The following is a 15126-nucleotide window of genomic DNA, read 5'->3' as shown; positions in this document are numbered from 1 at the left end:
CCTCCTATTTGTAAAGAGGTCCAAAGACTTTGCATGCCCCATAATCCGCTTGTTCTATCTGTGATGTACCAAACATCCCCCATGCACTTGGTCTATAAATATCTTTAGCTGGGACATTGTGCATATTCACGGGAATACGGAACATGGATGCCAATGTAATAAAATCGGCCCCGACATGGCCATAACTCATAACGCAATGATTTGCACCCCAGTTAGCCATAACACTATACACATCGGTGAAAGCACCTTCACCTGTTAGGTTTGGAACAAACCAAGTTGTTGGCCAAGTTGGATCTGTTCGTTCATCCAATAATAAATGGGCATGATCATCCAGTTCTACTGTGAAACCTTCAGCTATTTGTAAAACTGGTCCCAGACCTTTTACAATATTTAGACGTGCAATGGTTACGGGCATATCTCCTTTTGTAGTAAAATCGGTTGAGAAACCACCACCGCGAAAATACTCAGTTGACGCTGGACGTAATTGAGTAGCTTCAATACAACTGGCTACCTCCTCATCCGTAATCTCCCAAAATGGTTTTAATACTGGTTTCCCATCAATATTTTGCTGTCCAGTACCATCAAGTGCTGCAGCACCAGAGTTTAACAAATGAATAAAACCAGCTGATGCTTTTCCAGTCGGAGCTGAACCAGTCACCCTTTCAACAGCTTTTGGACTCCAATACGTTCGTACATCTGCAAAAATCTGTGCAGTATTTGTTAGTAAATGCCCAAAAGCCATCGTTACACCATTTAAGCTATCATTCTCTGTAGCCATTAAAAAAGGTGCTCGCTTGCCATTCCAATCAAAAGATGAATTTAAAATAGTTTCCATAAAATCACCATTTGGATAGTGATCTGTCCATTGTCTTTGCCCTTGAAAACCAGCAATTAGTGCATTTCTACCCATAGATTCTTCTATGAATCCTTTGTCTGCAAGTTTTTTATTGCCAATCATTAAATCACGACCGATTATTGCCATTTTAATGGATGTTTTTAAATCTTCCTCTTTCTTATCTTCTGAACGTTTATATGTTTCTTTATTTTGATCCTTACCTACTGTAAAATTCTTTTTCACCCATTTGTAGGCATGTGTAAATTCCTCTTCATCATATATACCCAGTTCTAATCTACGTAGTAATTCAGTTGAATCAATGGACTCATTACGCATACCAAGATACTCTTGGAAAAAGTCATCTTTCACAATACTCCCAGCAATCCCCATAGATACTGATCCGATTGACAGATAAGATTTTCCTCTCATCATGGCAACAACAAGAGCTGCCTTTGTAAAACGTAATAATTTTTCTTGGACATCCTGTGGAATCGTTTGATCTCCGGCATCTTGGACATCTTCGCCGTAGATACCAAATGCTGGTAAACCTTTTTGATTATGTGCTGCAAGTACGGCTGCTAAGTAAACCGCACCCGGTCTCTCCGTACCATTAAATCCCCAGATAGCTTTTGGTGTGTGTGGATCCATATCCATTGTTTCACTACCGTAGCACCAACAAGGTGTTACGGTGATTGAAACACCCACACCTTCTTTACGAAATTTTTCAGCTGCCATATTCGCCTCTGCAACGCCACCAATACATGTATCTGCTATGACCACTTCCACAGGTTGCCCATTAAAATAACGTAGCGTTTCTGTTAAAAATTGTGCTGTTGCATGCGCCATAGCCATCGTTGTTTTTTCCAATGACTCTCGAACACCATTTCTTCTACCATCGATTGCTGGTCTTATACCAATTTTCGGTAAATCATTCAAATACCTTTTCGTCATTTTGAATTCCTCCGATAATTTTTTTATATTTTTCATTCATTTCTTTCCAAATTAAAGAGTGCTGGGGCTCATATATTTTCGAAGTGTATGAATTTCGCACAACTTCACGTCCTTCTTGCAAGGATTGAATCTCACCTAATGCTCTTAATTGAGAAATACCATTGCCAATCGAACTTACTTCTGAAGGACCCGTATACAGTAGAATCCCAGTACTATTTGCTATTTTTTGGCAAAGTGTGACATGATTTGCTCCACCTCCACCAATAATAATTTCTTCTATAGATTCCTTCGTAATCGTTCTCATATCTTCAATAATATGATTGAATGATAAGGCAATACTATTAACGAATAAATTTAAAAACTCACCAATTTCAACTGGTATATGTTGATTTGTCATTTGACAGTATGTTTGAATCGCTTCTGTCATATTTACTGGATTAAAAAAACTTGGATGTTCTGGATCTATGATCGATTCGAATTTTGTGTATTTCACAAGTTCAATTTCTTCTTCAGCGTGCGTAAGTGTTTGTTTTTTGATTGCCCACTCTTCACGTAATTTTTGCATAATCCAAAAGCCCATTGCATTTTTCTGAAAACGATAATGCCCCTCACTATTACCTTCATTCGTAAAACCGCCTAAAAATGCTGCTTCTGAAACGATGGCTTGCTCGACCTCTTTACCAATGAGTCCCCACGTTCCTAAACTTATAAATAACGTATCTTTCTTTTTAATTGGAAAAGCTGATAAGGCACAAGCAGTATCATGCCCTGGCACTAAAGCAACTTTGATTTTTTGATTAAAATGACCAACTATTTGGTGTGGTAATTCAATATTACATAGTGGTAATTGTTTACCAAAAATTCTCTCTTGAATAGCTATATCCCAATTTTTCGTCTGCATATTCACTAAACCAGATGTTGACGCAATGGAAAATTCATTGATTTTTTCACCACTTAACGCATGGACAATTAAATTGGGTGTCATTAATATATGATGCGCATAATCTAATAATGTCGGATACCTATCTGAAATGGCCATCAATTGAAAAATCGTGTTGATGGATGAAATTTCATTAGCCGTTTTTTGGAATAAAGTAAACTCTGCTAGTAAACTATTAATTTTTTCTCGATAGGGAATGGAATAAGGGTCTCGATATGAAAAAGGCTGTGCGATTAAATTGTTTTCGGCATTTAATAAGCCAAAATCGACTCCCCAAGTATCTGCACCTATAGATGAAACCGTGTTTGGTGCTTTTAAAATACCTGTTTGAATATTATTCATAATGCCTTCAAAATCCCATCGAAAGTGCTCCTGTTTTTTAACAGGTCCATTCACAAAACGATGAATTTCTTTTGAATATATTTTTTGACCATCAAACTGTTGTAGTACGACTCTCCCACTTGATGCACCAAGATCACAAGCAAGTACTTCACGCATTATGCTACCTCCTACTCTTTTAATAACTTCGAACGGAATTTTTCAGAGGATAAGTTTCTAAGTGCCTCACACTCTTCTTCCGTTAAATGACGTGCACCGCCAAAGAGTTGGCTAATGGCAAAAACCTTCGCTGATTCCTCTGTTAATTGCATAAAAAAATAAGCTTCCTTCATTCATTGTTTTACCAAGCGTTATGACTCCATGATTTCTTAACACCATAACTTGCGCCTTTTGTGCATGATTTGCTACTTCATTTGCCAATAGTTCTGTTGTTGGTATGACATAATCAATATAGGCAACATCCTTCACCATTGCCGGGAAATCTGGGAATAGGGCAGGTATTTCTTTACCTGTTGAAGAAACACTGACTGAATACGTTGGATGCGCATGCAAGACCGCTGTTATTTCTTCATTTTCTCTAAAGCAAGCCAAGTGCATAAGTAATTCCGATGAAGGCTTAATAGAGCCATATACTTCTCCAGAAATAATATGTACTTTCACCCACTCCTCTTTTTTTATTTCTTTTAAATCATAACCACTTGGTGAGATATACATATAGTCACCATCACGCATACTTAAATTTCCACCTGCTCCAACAACTAACCCTGAAGCCACTAGTTCTTTTGCATATTTATCTAATTGCTCTATTACATGAGACATCTTTAGTAACCTCCCCTAATTAATTTTTTACTTATTTTTTAATAATCGTCATTCATTCGTTTTAAAAAAACTCAAAAGACGCCACGCATTATTGACTATCTTTTGAGGTTTTACAATTATCTATTATTCATAAACCGCTGCTTTTATTTCATCAGAATCAATATTTTCTTTGTCATACCAATAAAATCCTGTATCAATTTGTTTGTCGACAGTTTTTCCATCCAATGTTTCAACTGCTGCTTTAACGGTTTCATAACCGATTCCTTCAGGGTTTTGTGTAACAGCCCCATACATTAGTCCACTCCGTATGGCATCAAGTTGCTGTTTACCTGAGTCGAAGCCAACTACTATCACTTTTCCTGTTTTCTTCATTTCTTGTACGGCATTCACAACACCAATAGCAGAGCCTTCATTTGTTCCAAACATCCCTTTTAAATCGGGATGAGCTTGCATAATTGTTTTTGCTAAATCGGTCGATTTTAAATGATCTCCTCCACCATATTGAATATCAACTATTTTAATATCAGGATATTTACTCTCAATTTGATTTTTAAAACCATCTCGACGTTGTTTTGCAGTTAAAGACGTTTGATCTTGTACAATTAATGCAATTTCACCCTTACCATCTATTGCTTCAGCCATTTTATCTGCTGCTAATGCTGCTGCCGCTTCATTATCTGTTGAAGCTGTAGCAACTGGAATATCGCTTTCTACTCCGCTATCAAACGCAACAACAGGGATCTTTTTACTTTTTGCTTCTTCTAATAAATTAATAGAAGCTTTAGAATCTAACGCTGCAAAACCTATAGCCTGTGGTTTTTTATCCAAAGCTGCTTTAAGCATCTCGATTTGCTTATCTACTTGTGCTTCACTTTCTGGCCCTTCAAATGTAATTTTCACATTGTATTCATCTGCTGCTTTTTCAGCACCTTTTTTTACAGCTTGCCAAAATTGGTGTTGAAAACCTTTTGATACAATAGCGATATAAGGCTGATCACTTTTAGCATCAGCATCTTTATCACCTGTTGATTTTTCATCAGAGCCACATGCCCCTAAAATCATCGCAACTGCTAACAAACTAGATAGAAATAAACTTTTTTTCTTCATCATTAGTCCCCCTTTTTTTATATCAATCACTGAAGATTAATACCGTACTAAACTTGCTATTCTTTTCTTCTTCTCAAAATATCCATAAATACTGCAAATATAATTACTACACCAACAACAACAGTTTGCCATTCTTGCGGTATAGAAAGTACCCTTAGACCATTTGTTAAGACGCTCATAATTAATGCTCCGATTAACGTTCCAACTATTGTTCCCTTCCCACCACTTAAAGAAGTTCCCCCGATTACGACTGCTGCAATTGCTTCCAACTCATAACCTTGACCAAGTGCTGGTTGTGCTGAATTTAATCTAGAAGCCATAATGACACCGGCAATACCTGTAAATAACCCGGCAACAGAATAAACCATTATTTTCCACCTATCTACATTTACACCCGACAAGCGAGTTGCTTCTTCATTGCTACCGATGGCAATTGTAAATCGACCAAATACTGTTTTAGATAATAAAATTGCTGCAATAATTCCTAAAGCAAAAAAGATAACTACTGCATACGGGATCGACGTACCCGGTAATGTGCCCAACGAAATTTTTGAGAAGTTAGGTTTATCAGTGAAGTAGATTGGTGAGGCTTTAGATATGACAAGAGCTAAACCTTTAGCAATCATCATCATTGCTAATGTTGCAACAAATGGCGGTATTTTTAATTTCGTAATAACAAGCCCGCATATGAAGCCACAAAATGCACCAGTAGCTATCCCACCTACTACGCCGACCATTATTGGTAAATCAGCATTTACGACAATCATGCCTGTCATGACGGATGATAGTGCCATAACGGTACCAACTGATAAATCAATTCCTGATGTTACAATGACAAATGTAGCACCCAAAGCTAAAATCCCTGTTACAGAAGTAGAGAGAAAAATACCAATAATATTATCTGTTTGTAAAAAATTTGGTGAGGCTATTGTGAAAAAGAGTACCAAGACAATCAAACTACTAAAAGCTAAAAGCTGTTGAATGGTATTACCTGATACATTAAACTTTTTTTTAGTATGCTCTTCAATTATTGTATCCGCTTTCATTAAAAATCCCCCTTTACTTAGGCTTGGTAAGCCGTTGCCAATTCCATTATTTTTTCCTGTGATGCTTCTTCTGATTTTAAGATTCCTGTTATTTTCCCTTCAGACATCACTACAATTCGATGACTCATTCTTAAAATTTCAGGTAGTTCTGAAGAAATCATAATAATTGATTTACCACTTTCAGCTAATTCATCGAGTAATTTATAAATTTCTCCCTTAGCACCAACATCAATTCCGCGAGTAGGTTCATCAAATATTAAAATATCGCAATCTTTTAGTAACCATTTTGCAATGACAATTTTTTGTTGATTGCCTCCTGACAGAAATTTTATTTTCTGATTAACATTTGGTGTTTTGATTTTTAATTGTTTTACATATTTTTCTGCTATCTCTTTAGAAGTATTTTCATTAATAAATCCAAAATTCTGAATTTTCTCTATATTAGACATGATAATATTTGTTTTAACATCAAGATCTGTCAGTAATCCCAGATGTTTTCTGTCTTCTGATAAGTATCCTATTCCTTTTTGCACAGCTTTGGCTGGTGATTTTATTGTGACCTTTTTACCGTTCAAATGAATTTCACCTTTTTTTAGTCGATCCACTCCAAAGATTGCATTTGCTACTTCGGTTCTACCTGCTCCCATCAAACCTGCAAAACCTAAAATTTCACCTTTTTTTAATTGAAAACTAATATTTTTTAACTGTTTCATCGTTTCAACATTTTTTAGTTCTAATACAATCTGTTCATTGTCATCAAATTTCTCTGGTTTGGATTCTATAAATATTTCTCTACCGACCATTTTATTGATTACGGTTGATATTTCTGTTGTTTTTGTTTCCAGCGTATCTACGTATTGACCATCTCTCATAATCAAGACACGATCAGAAATTCGTTTAAGCTCGTCCATGCGGTGTGAAATATAAATAATGCCCACACCTTTTTCTTTTAATTGTTCAATTATGGCAAAAAGAACATCAATTTCTGAATCAGTTAAAGCCGTAGTCGGTTCATCCATAATAAGAATTTTTGAATCAAAAGATAATGCCTTTGCAATTTCGACCATCTGTTGCTTGGCTACTGTTAAATTTTGTACTTTTGTTTTGGAATCCAATTTTAAAGCAAGCTTTTCGAAAAGTTCGTTTGTCATGTCATTTAATTTTCGATCTTTAATAAAAAAATTAAACATACCTCTTGGTTCACGTCCAATAAAAATATTTTCAGCAATTGTTAAATCTTTCATTAAATTTAATTCTTGATGTATGATTGAAATCCCCATTTCTTGTGCTTCTTTCGGTGAAGTTAGTTGTAATGGTTTTCCTTCATATAAAATCTCACCATCATCCTTACTATAGATACCTGTTAAAATCTTCATCAATGTGGATTTTCCTGCACCATTTTCCCCTACAAGTGCAAGAACCTCCCCATGATTCAAATCAAGTGAGACATCTGATAAAGCTTTCACACCAGGAAAAGATTTAGAAATATTGTGCATCTCCAATAATTTATTCATTTTCCCACCTCAATTAAATTTTGTTTTTGTTGTTTTTTCTTTGTTAATGTTGATTATATGTAAAGATTATACAAAAATCAACATTTATTGTAATTTATTTTAAATAATTACTTTTGTATGTTTTGAAAGCATATTCTCGACTAAAGCAATATTCGCTCCTTTATCAACAACTATATAGTCTAATACATTCTTATCATCAATATTGGCAAATGATTTTTGTCCTAATTTACTGTGATCAATCAGTAAAATAACCTCGTCTGAATTTTTGATAATTCTTCGTTTTACATTTGCTTGTTGTTCATTTGAATCGCTTACTCCCCATTCTTTGTCAAAACCTTTACACGAAAAAAAGGTTTTATCAACATGAAAATGCTCAATAGAGCGTATAGCTGTTGGCCCTACCAAGGATAATGAATTTTCAGAAACGGTACCACCTGTTAACATAACTTTCACTTTATGATTTTTCGCTAATTCAATGGCTACAGGCATAGAGTTTGTTAATACGGTTAAATCCATATTTGGCAAAAAACGCGCTAGATATAGTGCCGTTGTACTTGCATCTAAAAAAATAATATCTTTTTCATTAATTAAAGAAACTGCTTTCTTAGCTACTTCTAATTTTTCTTTTTTATTCATTATTTTACGATCACTAAAAGGGATTTCATCATCATCACGATCTACAATCGGAATCGCACCGCCATGTGTCCTTTTAAGTTTATGCTTCAATTCTAGTTTTTCTAAATCTCTCCGAATTGTTTCTTCCGTTACATTTAATGTCTTACTTAATTCAGTCACTTTAACCATTCTGTGTTCCTGCAAATTTTTGATAATATTTTTATGTCTTTCTGTCGCTAACATTTATAGCCCTCCTTGTAATACGCCCTTTGTTAAAATGATGTTCGCATATAACTGTTCTTCACCTGTTGCTACAATTGCATAACAGGTTTTAGCCAAATTATAAAAATCAAATCTTGGTATATGCCCAATTGATAGTGGTTCATTGGCATCTTGAATAATTTGCTCATATTTGTCCCAAATTCTTGGTGTTGCAACTTCTTTTCCATGCTGCATAAATAGTACAGATTTTTCACTATACGTATCAATTGGCATCAGCTGTAAAATGGCTGCTAGTAACGCCTCGCTGCCATGACCATCTGCTCTTACTAAATTCCGAGCTAATGAGGCAGCTGGGAAATTTGCATCTGCGATGACGATTTGATCACCATGTCCCATCTCCATAAGTAGTTTTAATAATGCCGGTGAAAGGATACTCGGAATATTTTTTAACATATGACGCCTCCTGTTTTCTGTTATTTTCTTTGTTTTTATTTGATAATAACAAATAAATGGAAAATATGAAACAAAATAGGGTAAATAATTTAGACTCTGTGTCAAAGCTTGGGGTGAATGAAATTAGATTTTCAATTTCATTCACCTTTTTCATTTAGCCTAGATGTAAACCAACTTCTTTATACTTTAATGTTAGTAAGATTTTCGCTCTCAATCGATCAAATCGTTTATAACCATATGCATGTCGTTTCATTACTTTCGTTTTGTTATTAATACCTTCTAAAAAGCCATTCGAATAACCAAAAGCGAAGCTATTTAAAATCTCAGTTTGCCAATTCTTCATCGTTTTAATCACTTGATTAAAAGTTGGGATGTTAACCTCTGGTACCTTACGATAAAAACAGGCTAATTTCATTTTTATTTCGTTCATATCATTCGCGTTTTTGGCCCAATCAAACCATTCACAATAAGATTCTTTTAATTCATATGCCATTTTTAATTGAGAGGATAGTGAACGGTAACGATTTAATTTCCATAATTGCTTTTCATTTAATTGTGCTTCTCGTTTATAAAATACATGACGCATTCTTTTCACACGTTCCGATTATATGAATGCCATTCTTTTGAAAAGCGTTGATCACGTTCAATAAAAGAAGTTTTTTCTGAAAAACGTTTTCCACAAGAACAGACATAGCGCCGACGCTTATAATACAAAACCGTAAGTCGTTCAAACCATTTTATGTGCTTTTTTCTGTCTATTTTTAGGTATGTTCATCATGATTAAAAGAAATAGCGAGGACTCCTGCCGAAAAACAAGTGGTAAGCAATCCTTTATTTTCACCTACAGTGAAAATAAATAGTGCGTTACTTGTCGGCGGAAAGCTCTCGCTATTTCTAATTGTCTAAAACATGAATTGTTTTAATACCCCAACATATAGAATAGAACCATAATTTACATATTAAAAAAGCCTAGACACCGTAATGGCATCTAGACTTTCGTTCATTTGCAATTTAAATAAATCATGATAGTGCGTGTTTTGAACGTAGGGATTGTCTAGGAATTATTAAAAACTTAGAACTTACGTTTACGAGCAGCTTCTGATTTCTTTTTGCGTTTAACACTTGGTTTTTCATAGAATTCGCGTTTTCTTACCTCTTGAATTGTACCACTTTTAGAAACAGTACGTTTGAAGCGGCGAAGAGCATCCTCAAGCGATTCGTTTTTTCTAACGACAGTTTTTGACATCTCTCTTTCCCTCCCTCCGACACACGTCAAATCACAACAATAAATGTTGTCTACTACCGAATTATATCCTATATTCGTATAGGGGTCAAGGGTTCCGAGCAATTAATATTCAGAATCCGATTTTAAGCCGTTCATAATCTTCACACCTGAACTTGCTCCAATACGAGTCGCTCCAGCAGCAACCATTGCTTCAAGATCTTCTAGGCTACGAACGCCACCAGAAGCTTTCACACCAAGGTCTGGCCCCACTGTTTTACGCATAATTGCGACATCTTCAACTGTCGCTCCTCCAGTTGAAAATCCTGTTGAAGTTTTCACAAAATCTAAACCTGCTTGAACAGCTAATTCACATGCTTTAATTTTTTCTTCATTTGTTAATAAACATGTTTCTAATATAACTTTAACGCATAATTTACCTGCTGCATTTTTTACTGCTTTCATATCTTGTAACACCAGATCATATTGTTTTGCACGTAATGCACCCATATTAATAACCATATCGATTTCTGTAGCGCCTTTTTCAATCGCATCTTTTGTTTCAAATGCTTTTGTTTCTGTTGTCGATGCACCTAATGGGAATCCGATGACTGTACAAACTTTAGAAAACTCACCTTTTAATTGTGTAGCTGCCAGTGCAACATGGCTAGGGTTAACACATACTGAGGCAAATTTATATTCCTTTGCTTCTGCACATAGCTGAATAATTTCTTCAGGTGTTGCCTCCGGTTTTAATAGTGTGTGATCGATTAATGCTGCAATATTGTTTGTCATTGTCAAAACTCCCTTTTTATAAGATGTACGTACCTCTTCAATAGAATAGCATGTATTAAATGAAATGAATAGTTTTCTACAGAAATTAAAAAAATTCACACCCGCTTTGTGAACAAAACAAGTGTGATTACTTTTTATTAAAATAATTATCGATTCCAACAATTAGACCCGTTGAGAGTTTTTGCTGATAACTTTTAGTCGCAAGTCGGCGATCATCTTTCACATTATTTAGATAGCCTAATTCAACTAAAACTACAGGCATGCTAGACCAGTTGAGAGTCGCTAAATCAGCGCTGTAGTTTTCACCATTTAAATATGTAGGAATTGATTTTTTCTTCGTAGCTTTTAATATTGATTTACCGACTTGGGCACTCTCTTTGTAAATATGCTTTGTATACGGGTTTGACTTACCAGGCATGATGATATACATCCCTTGCGCATTTGGTTTACTTGCACCATCCGCATGCAGGCTAATATAAAGATCCGCTTTATGTTTCTTCGCGATTTTGGCTCTCTCCATCGTCGTTAAAGCAATAACATTTTTCTGTCGCGTTAAAAAGACTTCATAACCTTTTTTCTTCAATTGCTGCTGCATATTCTTCGCTACATCTAGTGTTAATTGATGTTCTGCTTGGCCTGTAGTGACGCCGTAACTACTAGGAGGCATACTTGGTAGCCATTTATTCGACTGCGGTCCTACGCGCTCTAAACGATAGTCAGCATATCTTTGGTGACCTGCATCAATGACAATTCTCATCGCGCGCTCTTTTTTCTTTATCGGCATTTGAGGTTTTTTCACAGTAGTTGACTGTGGCTGATCGACCACTGCTAGTTTTTTTTGCACAGTAGGTTCTTTTTTTGGCGTATCAACTAACACAGTTTTTTGTGAATTTTCTAAGGTGGTTACTGATGATGCCGTTTGTTGATTATGAAAAATGACTATACTAGTTGGAATAACTACAGCAACTACTAAAATAGCAATCATCAAATTTCGCAACTAATCACATCCTTTTAAAGTTTACTCTATGATGAGATATTACTAGTATAAGCTTTTTTCAACTAGATTGCATGGTCATTAGACGATTGCTTTTTTAAAACCTTATGACCTAAAAAAAAAAGCTAGCATATGACATAAAATCTGTCTACATACTAGCTTTGTTATTCACTTGAATACGATTAGTTATTCGCTGTTAAAAATTCATTTAAATCTGCGATTGTTGGGTTAGCCATATAGTGACCACCTTCAATTTGCATTGTTTGACCTGTCATAAATTTAGACTCATCAGAAGCTAAGAATACTACTGCGTGACCGATATCATCCGCTTCACCATTGTATGGTAATGCGTTATATTTTGTAAAAATTTCAATCATTTTAGCTGGTAGATTATTAATAGCTGCTGGCGTTAAAATTAATCCTGGTGCGATTGCGTTACAACGGATATTATCTTTACCATATTGAGTTGCAATATATTTTGTTAAATGTACAACGCCTGCTTTAGAAGTACCATATCCAGTACGGATAGCATCAGAAGCAAAACCACCCATTGAAGCTGTATTGATAATTGAACCGCCGCCCGCTTTTTGCATATGAGGAACGGCAAAACGAGAACCTAATAAAACTGATTTAAGGTTGATATCCATCGTACGATCCCATTCATCAAGATCCATGTTAACAATATCTAAATCTTTACGAACATTTGTACCACCAACATTATTATAAAGAATATTTAATGCACCATACGTATCCACAGTGAATTCTACAGCGTCTTTAATCGACTGCTCTTCCAATGCATTAACGAATACTGCTGTTGCTTCTAAACCTTCTAATTTTAAAGCTGCTGCTACTTCTTTAGCACCTTCAATATTATAATCTGCAAGCACTACTTTAGCGCCTTCTTTTGCTAATAATGTTGCTGCTGAAAGCCCAATACCTGATGCTGCTCCTGTTACTAATGCTACTTTATCTTGAACACGACCCATAATAATAATTCCTCCTCATATTGCCAATCACATTGTTTATCGTTAAATAATTTAACATTAAAATATATGATTGTAAATGAAAAAGAAGGCGTTTTCGCGTATTTCTATTTTTCAGTTTTTCCTACTTTACTTACTGTAATTTTATCCTCATCATTCCAACATTCGATTTCATCTAAATCAGGCATATCACTCGCCTTAAATACGGGATCTTTACCCAATTTTCGTTGATCCATATAGTTTTTGAGTAATCTAAAGGCTACTCTATAAAGCATTAAAATGGCTGTTAAATTGATTAATGCCATAAATGCCATAAATAAATCTGCTAAATTCCATACTAATGATACTTTTGCCACTGCACCAAAAATGACAAATGCAAGAACGGCAATACGATAGAAAAAGAGTGCACGTTTTGATTTTTTTATAAACTCAATATTTGTTTCACCATAATAATAATTACCGATGACAGAACTAAAGGCGAAAAAGAAGATGGCGATCGTTAGGAAAATCCCTGCCCAATCACCCAGTTGACTCACTAGTGATTGTTGCGTAATATCTATTCGAGAGTCATTCCCTGCACCTTTTTGTAAATAGGCATCTCCTAATAACACAATAATTGCCGTAGCTGTACAAACAAGAATCGTATCGACAAAAACACCTAATGTTTGGATTAACCCTTGTTTAACCGGATGCGTAACATTTGCGGTAGCTGCTGCATTTGGAGCAGAACCAAGCCCCGCTTCATTAGAGAATAATCCTCGTTTAAATCCTTGCATAATCGCTACACCGATTGCCCCACCAGCCCCAGCCTTCCAACCAAAAGCATCAGAAACGATTAATTTAATAATTGCCGGCACTTCTGTAATATTCATCATCACAACGATTAATGCAATAATGATATAGGCAATGGCCATGATTGGTACTAAAAATTGTGTCACGCTTGCAATTCGTTGTATGCCTCCAAAAATAACGACGGCTGTTAATGTTGCTACGATTAAGCCTATCCAAATTTTATCAATCCCAAAGCTTGCATCAAACGATGCTGCAATAGTATTTGTTTGAACCGCATTAAATACAAAACCATAACAAAATGTAATAGCAATTGCAAAAAGGATTCCCATCCACCTTTTTTTGAGTCCTTTTTCCATATAATAAGCTGGTCCACCACGGAAGTTATCCCCGTCTTTCACCTTATAAAGCTGTGCTAATGTACTCTCAACGAACGAAGATCCCGCTCCAATCAAGGCCATTACCCACATCCAAAATACGGCACCTGGTCCACCCAGCGCAATGGCAGTAGCGACACCTGCGATATTACCTGTACCTATTCGTGATGCTGCTGAGACAGTAAATGCTTGGAAAGACGAAACCCCTTTCTTCCCTTTTCCTTCGATCGTTGCCTTATCCGTTAAAACACGGAACATCTCAGGTAAAAGCCTAAATTGTACACCTTTACTCTTAAAAGTAAAGAAAATGCCTGTTATTAACAATAATGCAATTAACACATACGAATATAAATAATTATTTAGTGATTCAATAAAATCTGATAGATTCGTCATTACACTCTCCATCGTCAGCCTCCTCTATGTAACTTTTTCCCTTCAAAGTAATCATTCATAAATGCCTGAAAGTTATTACTTTGATTCTATACTATACCCTATTTAAATTTTTTAATAGAATAATTTAAATCTTTTTTTCATTTATTGGATAATTATGGATTGTGAATATTATAAGTTTTTCTATCATTCAGAATGCTCATAATTTTCACATAATAAAATGTATTTATGAGCTAACTACATTTTTTATTATGTGTTTTCTCTACACATCAAACTGATCGGCTCTTTATATAAGGCTTTACGCCAAATATTGGGGGGAATGAAACTGGATTGTCATTTAGCCCAGATGTAAACCAACTTCTTTATCCGTTAATATGAATGAAATTTTCGCTTTAAATCGATCAAATCGTTTATAAATAACCATACATATTTATTTTGTTATTAATTCCTTCTAACAAGCCCTTTGAATAACTAAAAATAAAACTATTTAACATTTCTGATTGCCCATTCTTCATTGTTTTAATCACTTGATTAAAACAAATGATGAGGATTCCTGCCAAAAAACAAGTACCACTATTTCTACATGTCTAAAACATGAATTATTTCGATCCCCCACTATATATAATACAACCTTATTTAATTGAATCTCTTCACCAACGTCAGTTGACAAAGAGCCATAAATATACAGACAAAAAAGGAACACCGCAATTACATATGCGGTATTCCCTTAATTTT

The 15126-nt window shown here is 35.2% G+C and carries 14 protein-coding genes and 1 pseudogene; all 15 read right to left on the bottom strand.

Annotated features, from left to right (window positions below; genetic code table 11):
* Window positions 1-4: 4 nt before the first annotated feature.
* The 15 genes and pseudogenes from DEX24_RS11440 to DEX24_RS17835 all read right to left on the bottom strand — a co-directional run bounded on the left by DEX24_RS11440 (window position 5) and on the right by DEX24_RS17835 (window position 14918).
* Window positions 5-1786: an L-fucose isomerase gene (locus DEX24_RS11440; protein ID WP_109306562.1), complete on the bottom strand. Its 1782-nt coding sequence runs from the start codon at window positions 1784-1786 to the stop codon at window positions 5-7.
* The gene (locus DEX24_RS11435) at window positions 1764-3224 is read right to left on the bottom strand and encodes a rhamnulokinase (protein ID WP_109306561.1); all 1461 of its coding nucleotides are present in this window, start codon (window positions 3222-3224) and stop codon (window positions 1764-1766) included. Before DEX24_RS11435 ends, DEX24_RS11440 begins: the two co-directional genes overlap by 23 nt.
* 11 nt (window positions 3225-3235) lie before the next feature.
* A pseudogene (locus DEX24_RS11430) lies at window positions 3236-3884 on the bottom strand (class II aldolase/adducin family protein).
* Between the two features lie 123 nt (window positions 3885-4007).
* Window positions 4008-4991 carry an ABC transporter substrate-binding protein gene (locus DEX24_RS11425; RefSeq protein WP_109306560.1) on the bottom strand — a complete coding sequence of 328 codons (984 nt, stop codon included), beginning with the start codon at window positions 4989-4991 and terminating at the stop codon, window positions 4008-4010.
* Window positions 4992-5047: 56 nt separating this feature from the next.
* A complete protein-coding gene (locus DEX24_RS11420; protein WP_109306559.1) occupies window positions 5048-6037 on the bottom strand; it encodes an ABC transporter permease in 990 nt (329 codons plus the stop codon).
* Window positions 6038-6054: 17 nt separating this feature from the next.
* Complete coding sequence (locus DEX24_RS11415) at window positions 6055-7551, bottom strand: sugar ABC transporter ATP-binding protein (protein WP_109306558.1); 1497 nt, start codon at window positions 7549-7551, stop codon at window positions 6055-6057.
* A 99-nt stretch (window positions 7552-7650) separates the two neighbouring features.
* On the bottom strand, window positions 7651-8409 hold the full coding sequence (locus DEX24_RS11410) for a DeoR/GlpR family DNA-binding transcription regulator (protein WP_109306557.1): 759 nt from the start codon (window positions 8407-8409) through the stop codon (window positions 7651-7653).
* Entirely contained in the window at window positions 8410-8841 is a 432-nt protein-coding gene (locus DEX24_RS11405) for an RbsD/FucU family protein (RefSeq protein ID WP_109306556.1), read from the bottom strand. It lies immediately after the preceding gene.
* Window positions 8842-8995: 154 nt separating this feature from the next.
* The gene (locus tag DEX24_RS11400) at window positions 8996-9427 is read right to left on the bottom strand and encodes a transposase (protein WP_109306555.1); all 432 of its coding nucleotides are present in this window, start codon (window positions 9425-9427) and stop codon (window positions 8996-8998) included.
* Between the two features lie 486 nt (window positions 9428-9913).
* Window positions 9914-10087: a 30S ribosomal protein S21 gene (gene rpsU, locus DEX24_RS11395; RefSeq protein ID WP_016426884.1), complete on the bottom strand. Its 174-nt coding sequence runs from the start codon at window positions 10085-10087 to the stop codon at window positions 9914-9916.
* Window positions 10088-10189: 102 nt separating this feature from the next.
* Window positions 10190-10858 (bottom strand): deoxyribose-phosphate aldolase, encoded by a 669-nt coding sequence (gene deoC / locus DEX24_RS11390; protein ID WP_109306554.1) that lies wholly within the window; start codon window positions 10856-10858, stop codon window positions 10190-10192.
* Window positions 10859-10985: 127 nt separating this feature from the next.
* Window positions 10986-11855, bottom strand: coding sequence for an N-acetylmuramoyl-L-alanine amidase family protein (locus DEX24_RS11385; protein WP_109306553.1), 870 nt, complete (start codon window positions 11853-11855; stop codon window positions 10986-10988).
* 179 nt (window positions 11856-12034) lie between these two features.
* Window positions 12035-12838, bottom strand: coding sequence for an SDR family NAD(P)-dependent oxidoreductase (locus tag DEX24_RS11380; RefSeq protein WP_109306552.1), 804 nt, complete (start codon window positions 12836-12838; stop codon window positions 12035-12037).
* Between the two features lie 104 nt (window positions 12839-12942).
* Window positions 12943-14394 carry an alanine/glycine:cation symporter family protein gene (locus tag DEX24_RS11375; protein ID WP_109306578.1) on the bottom strand — a complete coding sequence of 484 codons (1452 nt, stop codon included), beginning with the start codon at window positions 14392-14394 and terminating at the stop codon, window positions 12943-12945.
* Window positions 14395-14801: 407 nt separating this feature from the next.
* Window positions 14802-14918: a transposase gene (locus tag DEX24_RS17835; RefSeq protein WP_373863553.1), complete on the bottom strand. Its 117-nt coding sequence runs from the start codon at window positions 14916-14918 to the stop codon at window positions 14802-14804.
* Window positions 14919-15126: the final 208 nt, after the last annotated feature.

The organism is Kurthia sibirica, assembly GCF_003143975.1.
GTDB classification, from domain to species: domain Bacteria; phylum Bacillota; class Bacilli; order Bacillales_A; family Planococcaceae; genus Kurthia; species Kurthia sibirica.
Note: the sequence above shows the minus strand (reverse complement) of the source record. Positions and strands in the feature narration are given on the sequence as shown.

Bases quoted from the DNA above. Each gene is read 5' to 3' on its own strand.
- DEX24_RS11410 (WP_109306557.1), bottom strand. From the start codon at position 8,409: ATGTTAGCGACAGAAAGACATAAAAATATTATCAAAAATTTGCAGGAA.
- DEX24_RS11415 (WP_109306558.1), bottom strand. From the start codon at position 7,551: ATGAATAAATTATTGGAGATGCACAATATTTCTAAATCTTTTCCTGGT.
- DEX24_RS11405 (WP_109306556.1), bottom strand. From the start codon at position 8,841: ATGTTAAAAAATATTCCGAGTATCCTTTCACCGGCATTATTAAAACTA.
- DEX24_RS11380 (WP_109306552.1), bottom strand. From the start codon at position 12,838: ATGGGTCGTGTTCAAGATAAAGTAGCATTAGTAACAGGAGCAGCATCA.
- DEX24_RS11375 (WP_109306578.1), bottom strand. From the start codon at position 14,394: ATGACGAATCTATCAGATTTTATTGAATCACTAAATAATTATTTATAT.
- rpsU (WP_016426884.1), bottom strand. From the start codon at position 10,087: ATGTCAAAAACTGTCGTTAGAAAAAACGAATCGCTTGAGGATGCTCTT.
- DEX24_RS11435 (WP_109306561.1), bottom strand. From the start codon at position 3,224: ATGCGTGAAGTACTTGCTTGTGATCTTGGTGCATCAAGTGGGAGAGTC.
- DEX24_RS11400 (WP_109306555.1), bottom strand. From the start codon at position 9,427: ATGCGTCATGTATTTTATAAACGAGAAGCACAATTAAATGAAAAGCAA.
- DEX24_RS11440 (WP_109306562.1), bottom strand. From the start codon at position 1,786: ATGACGAAAAGGTATTTGAATGATTTACCGAAAATTGGTATAAGACCA.
- DEX24_RS11420 (WP_109306559.1), bottom strand. From the start codon at position 6,037: ATGAAAGCGGATACAATAATTGAAGAGCATACTAAAAAAAAGTTTAAT.
- deoC (WP_109306554.1), bottom strand. From the start codon at position 10,858: ATGACAAACAATATTGCAGCATTAATCGATCACACACTATTAAAACCG.
- DEX24_RS11425 (WP_109306560.1), bottom strand. From the start codon at position 4,991: ATGAAGAAAAAAAGTTTATTTCTATCTAGTTTGTTAGCAGTTGCGATG.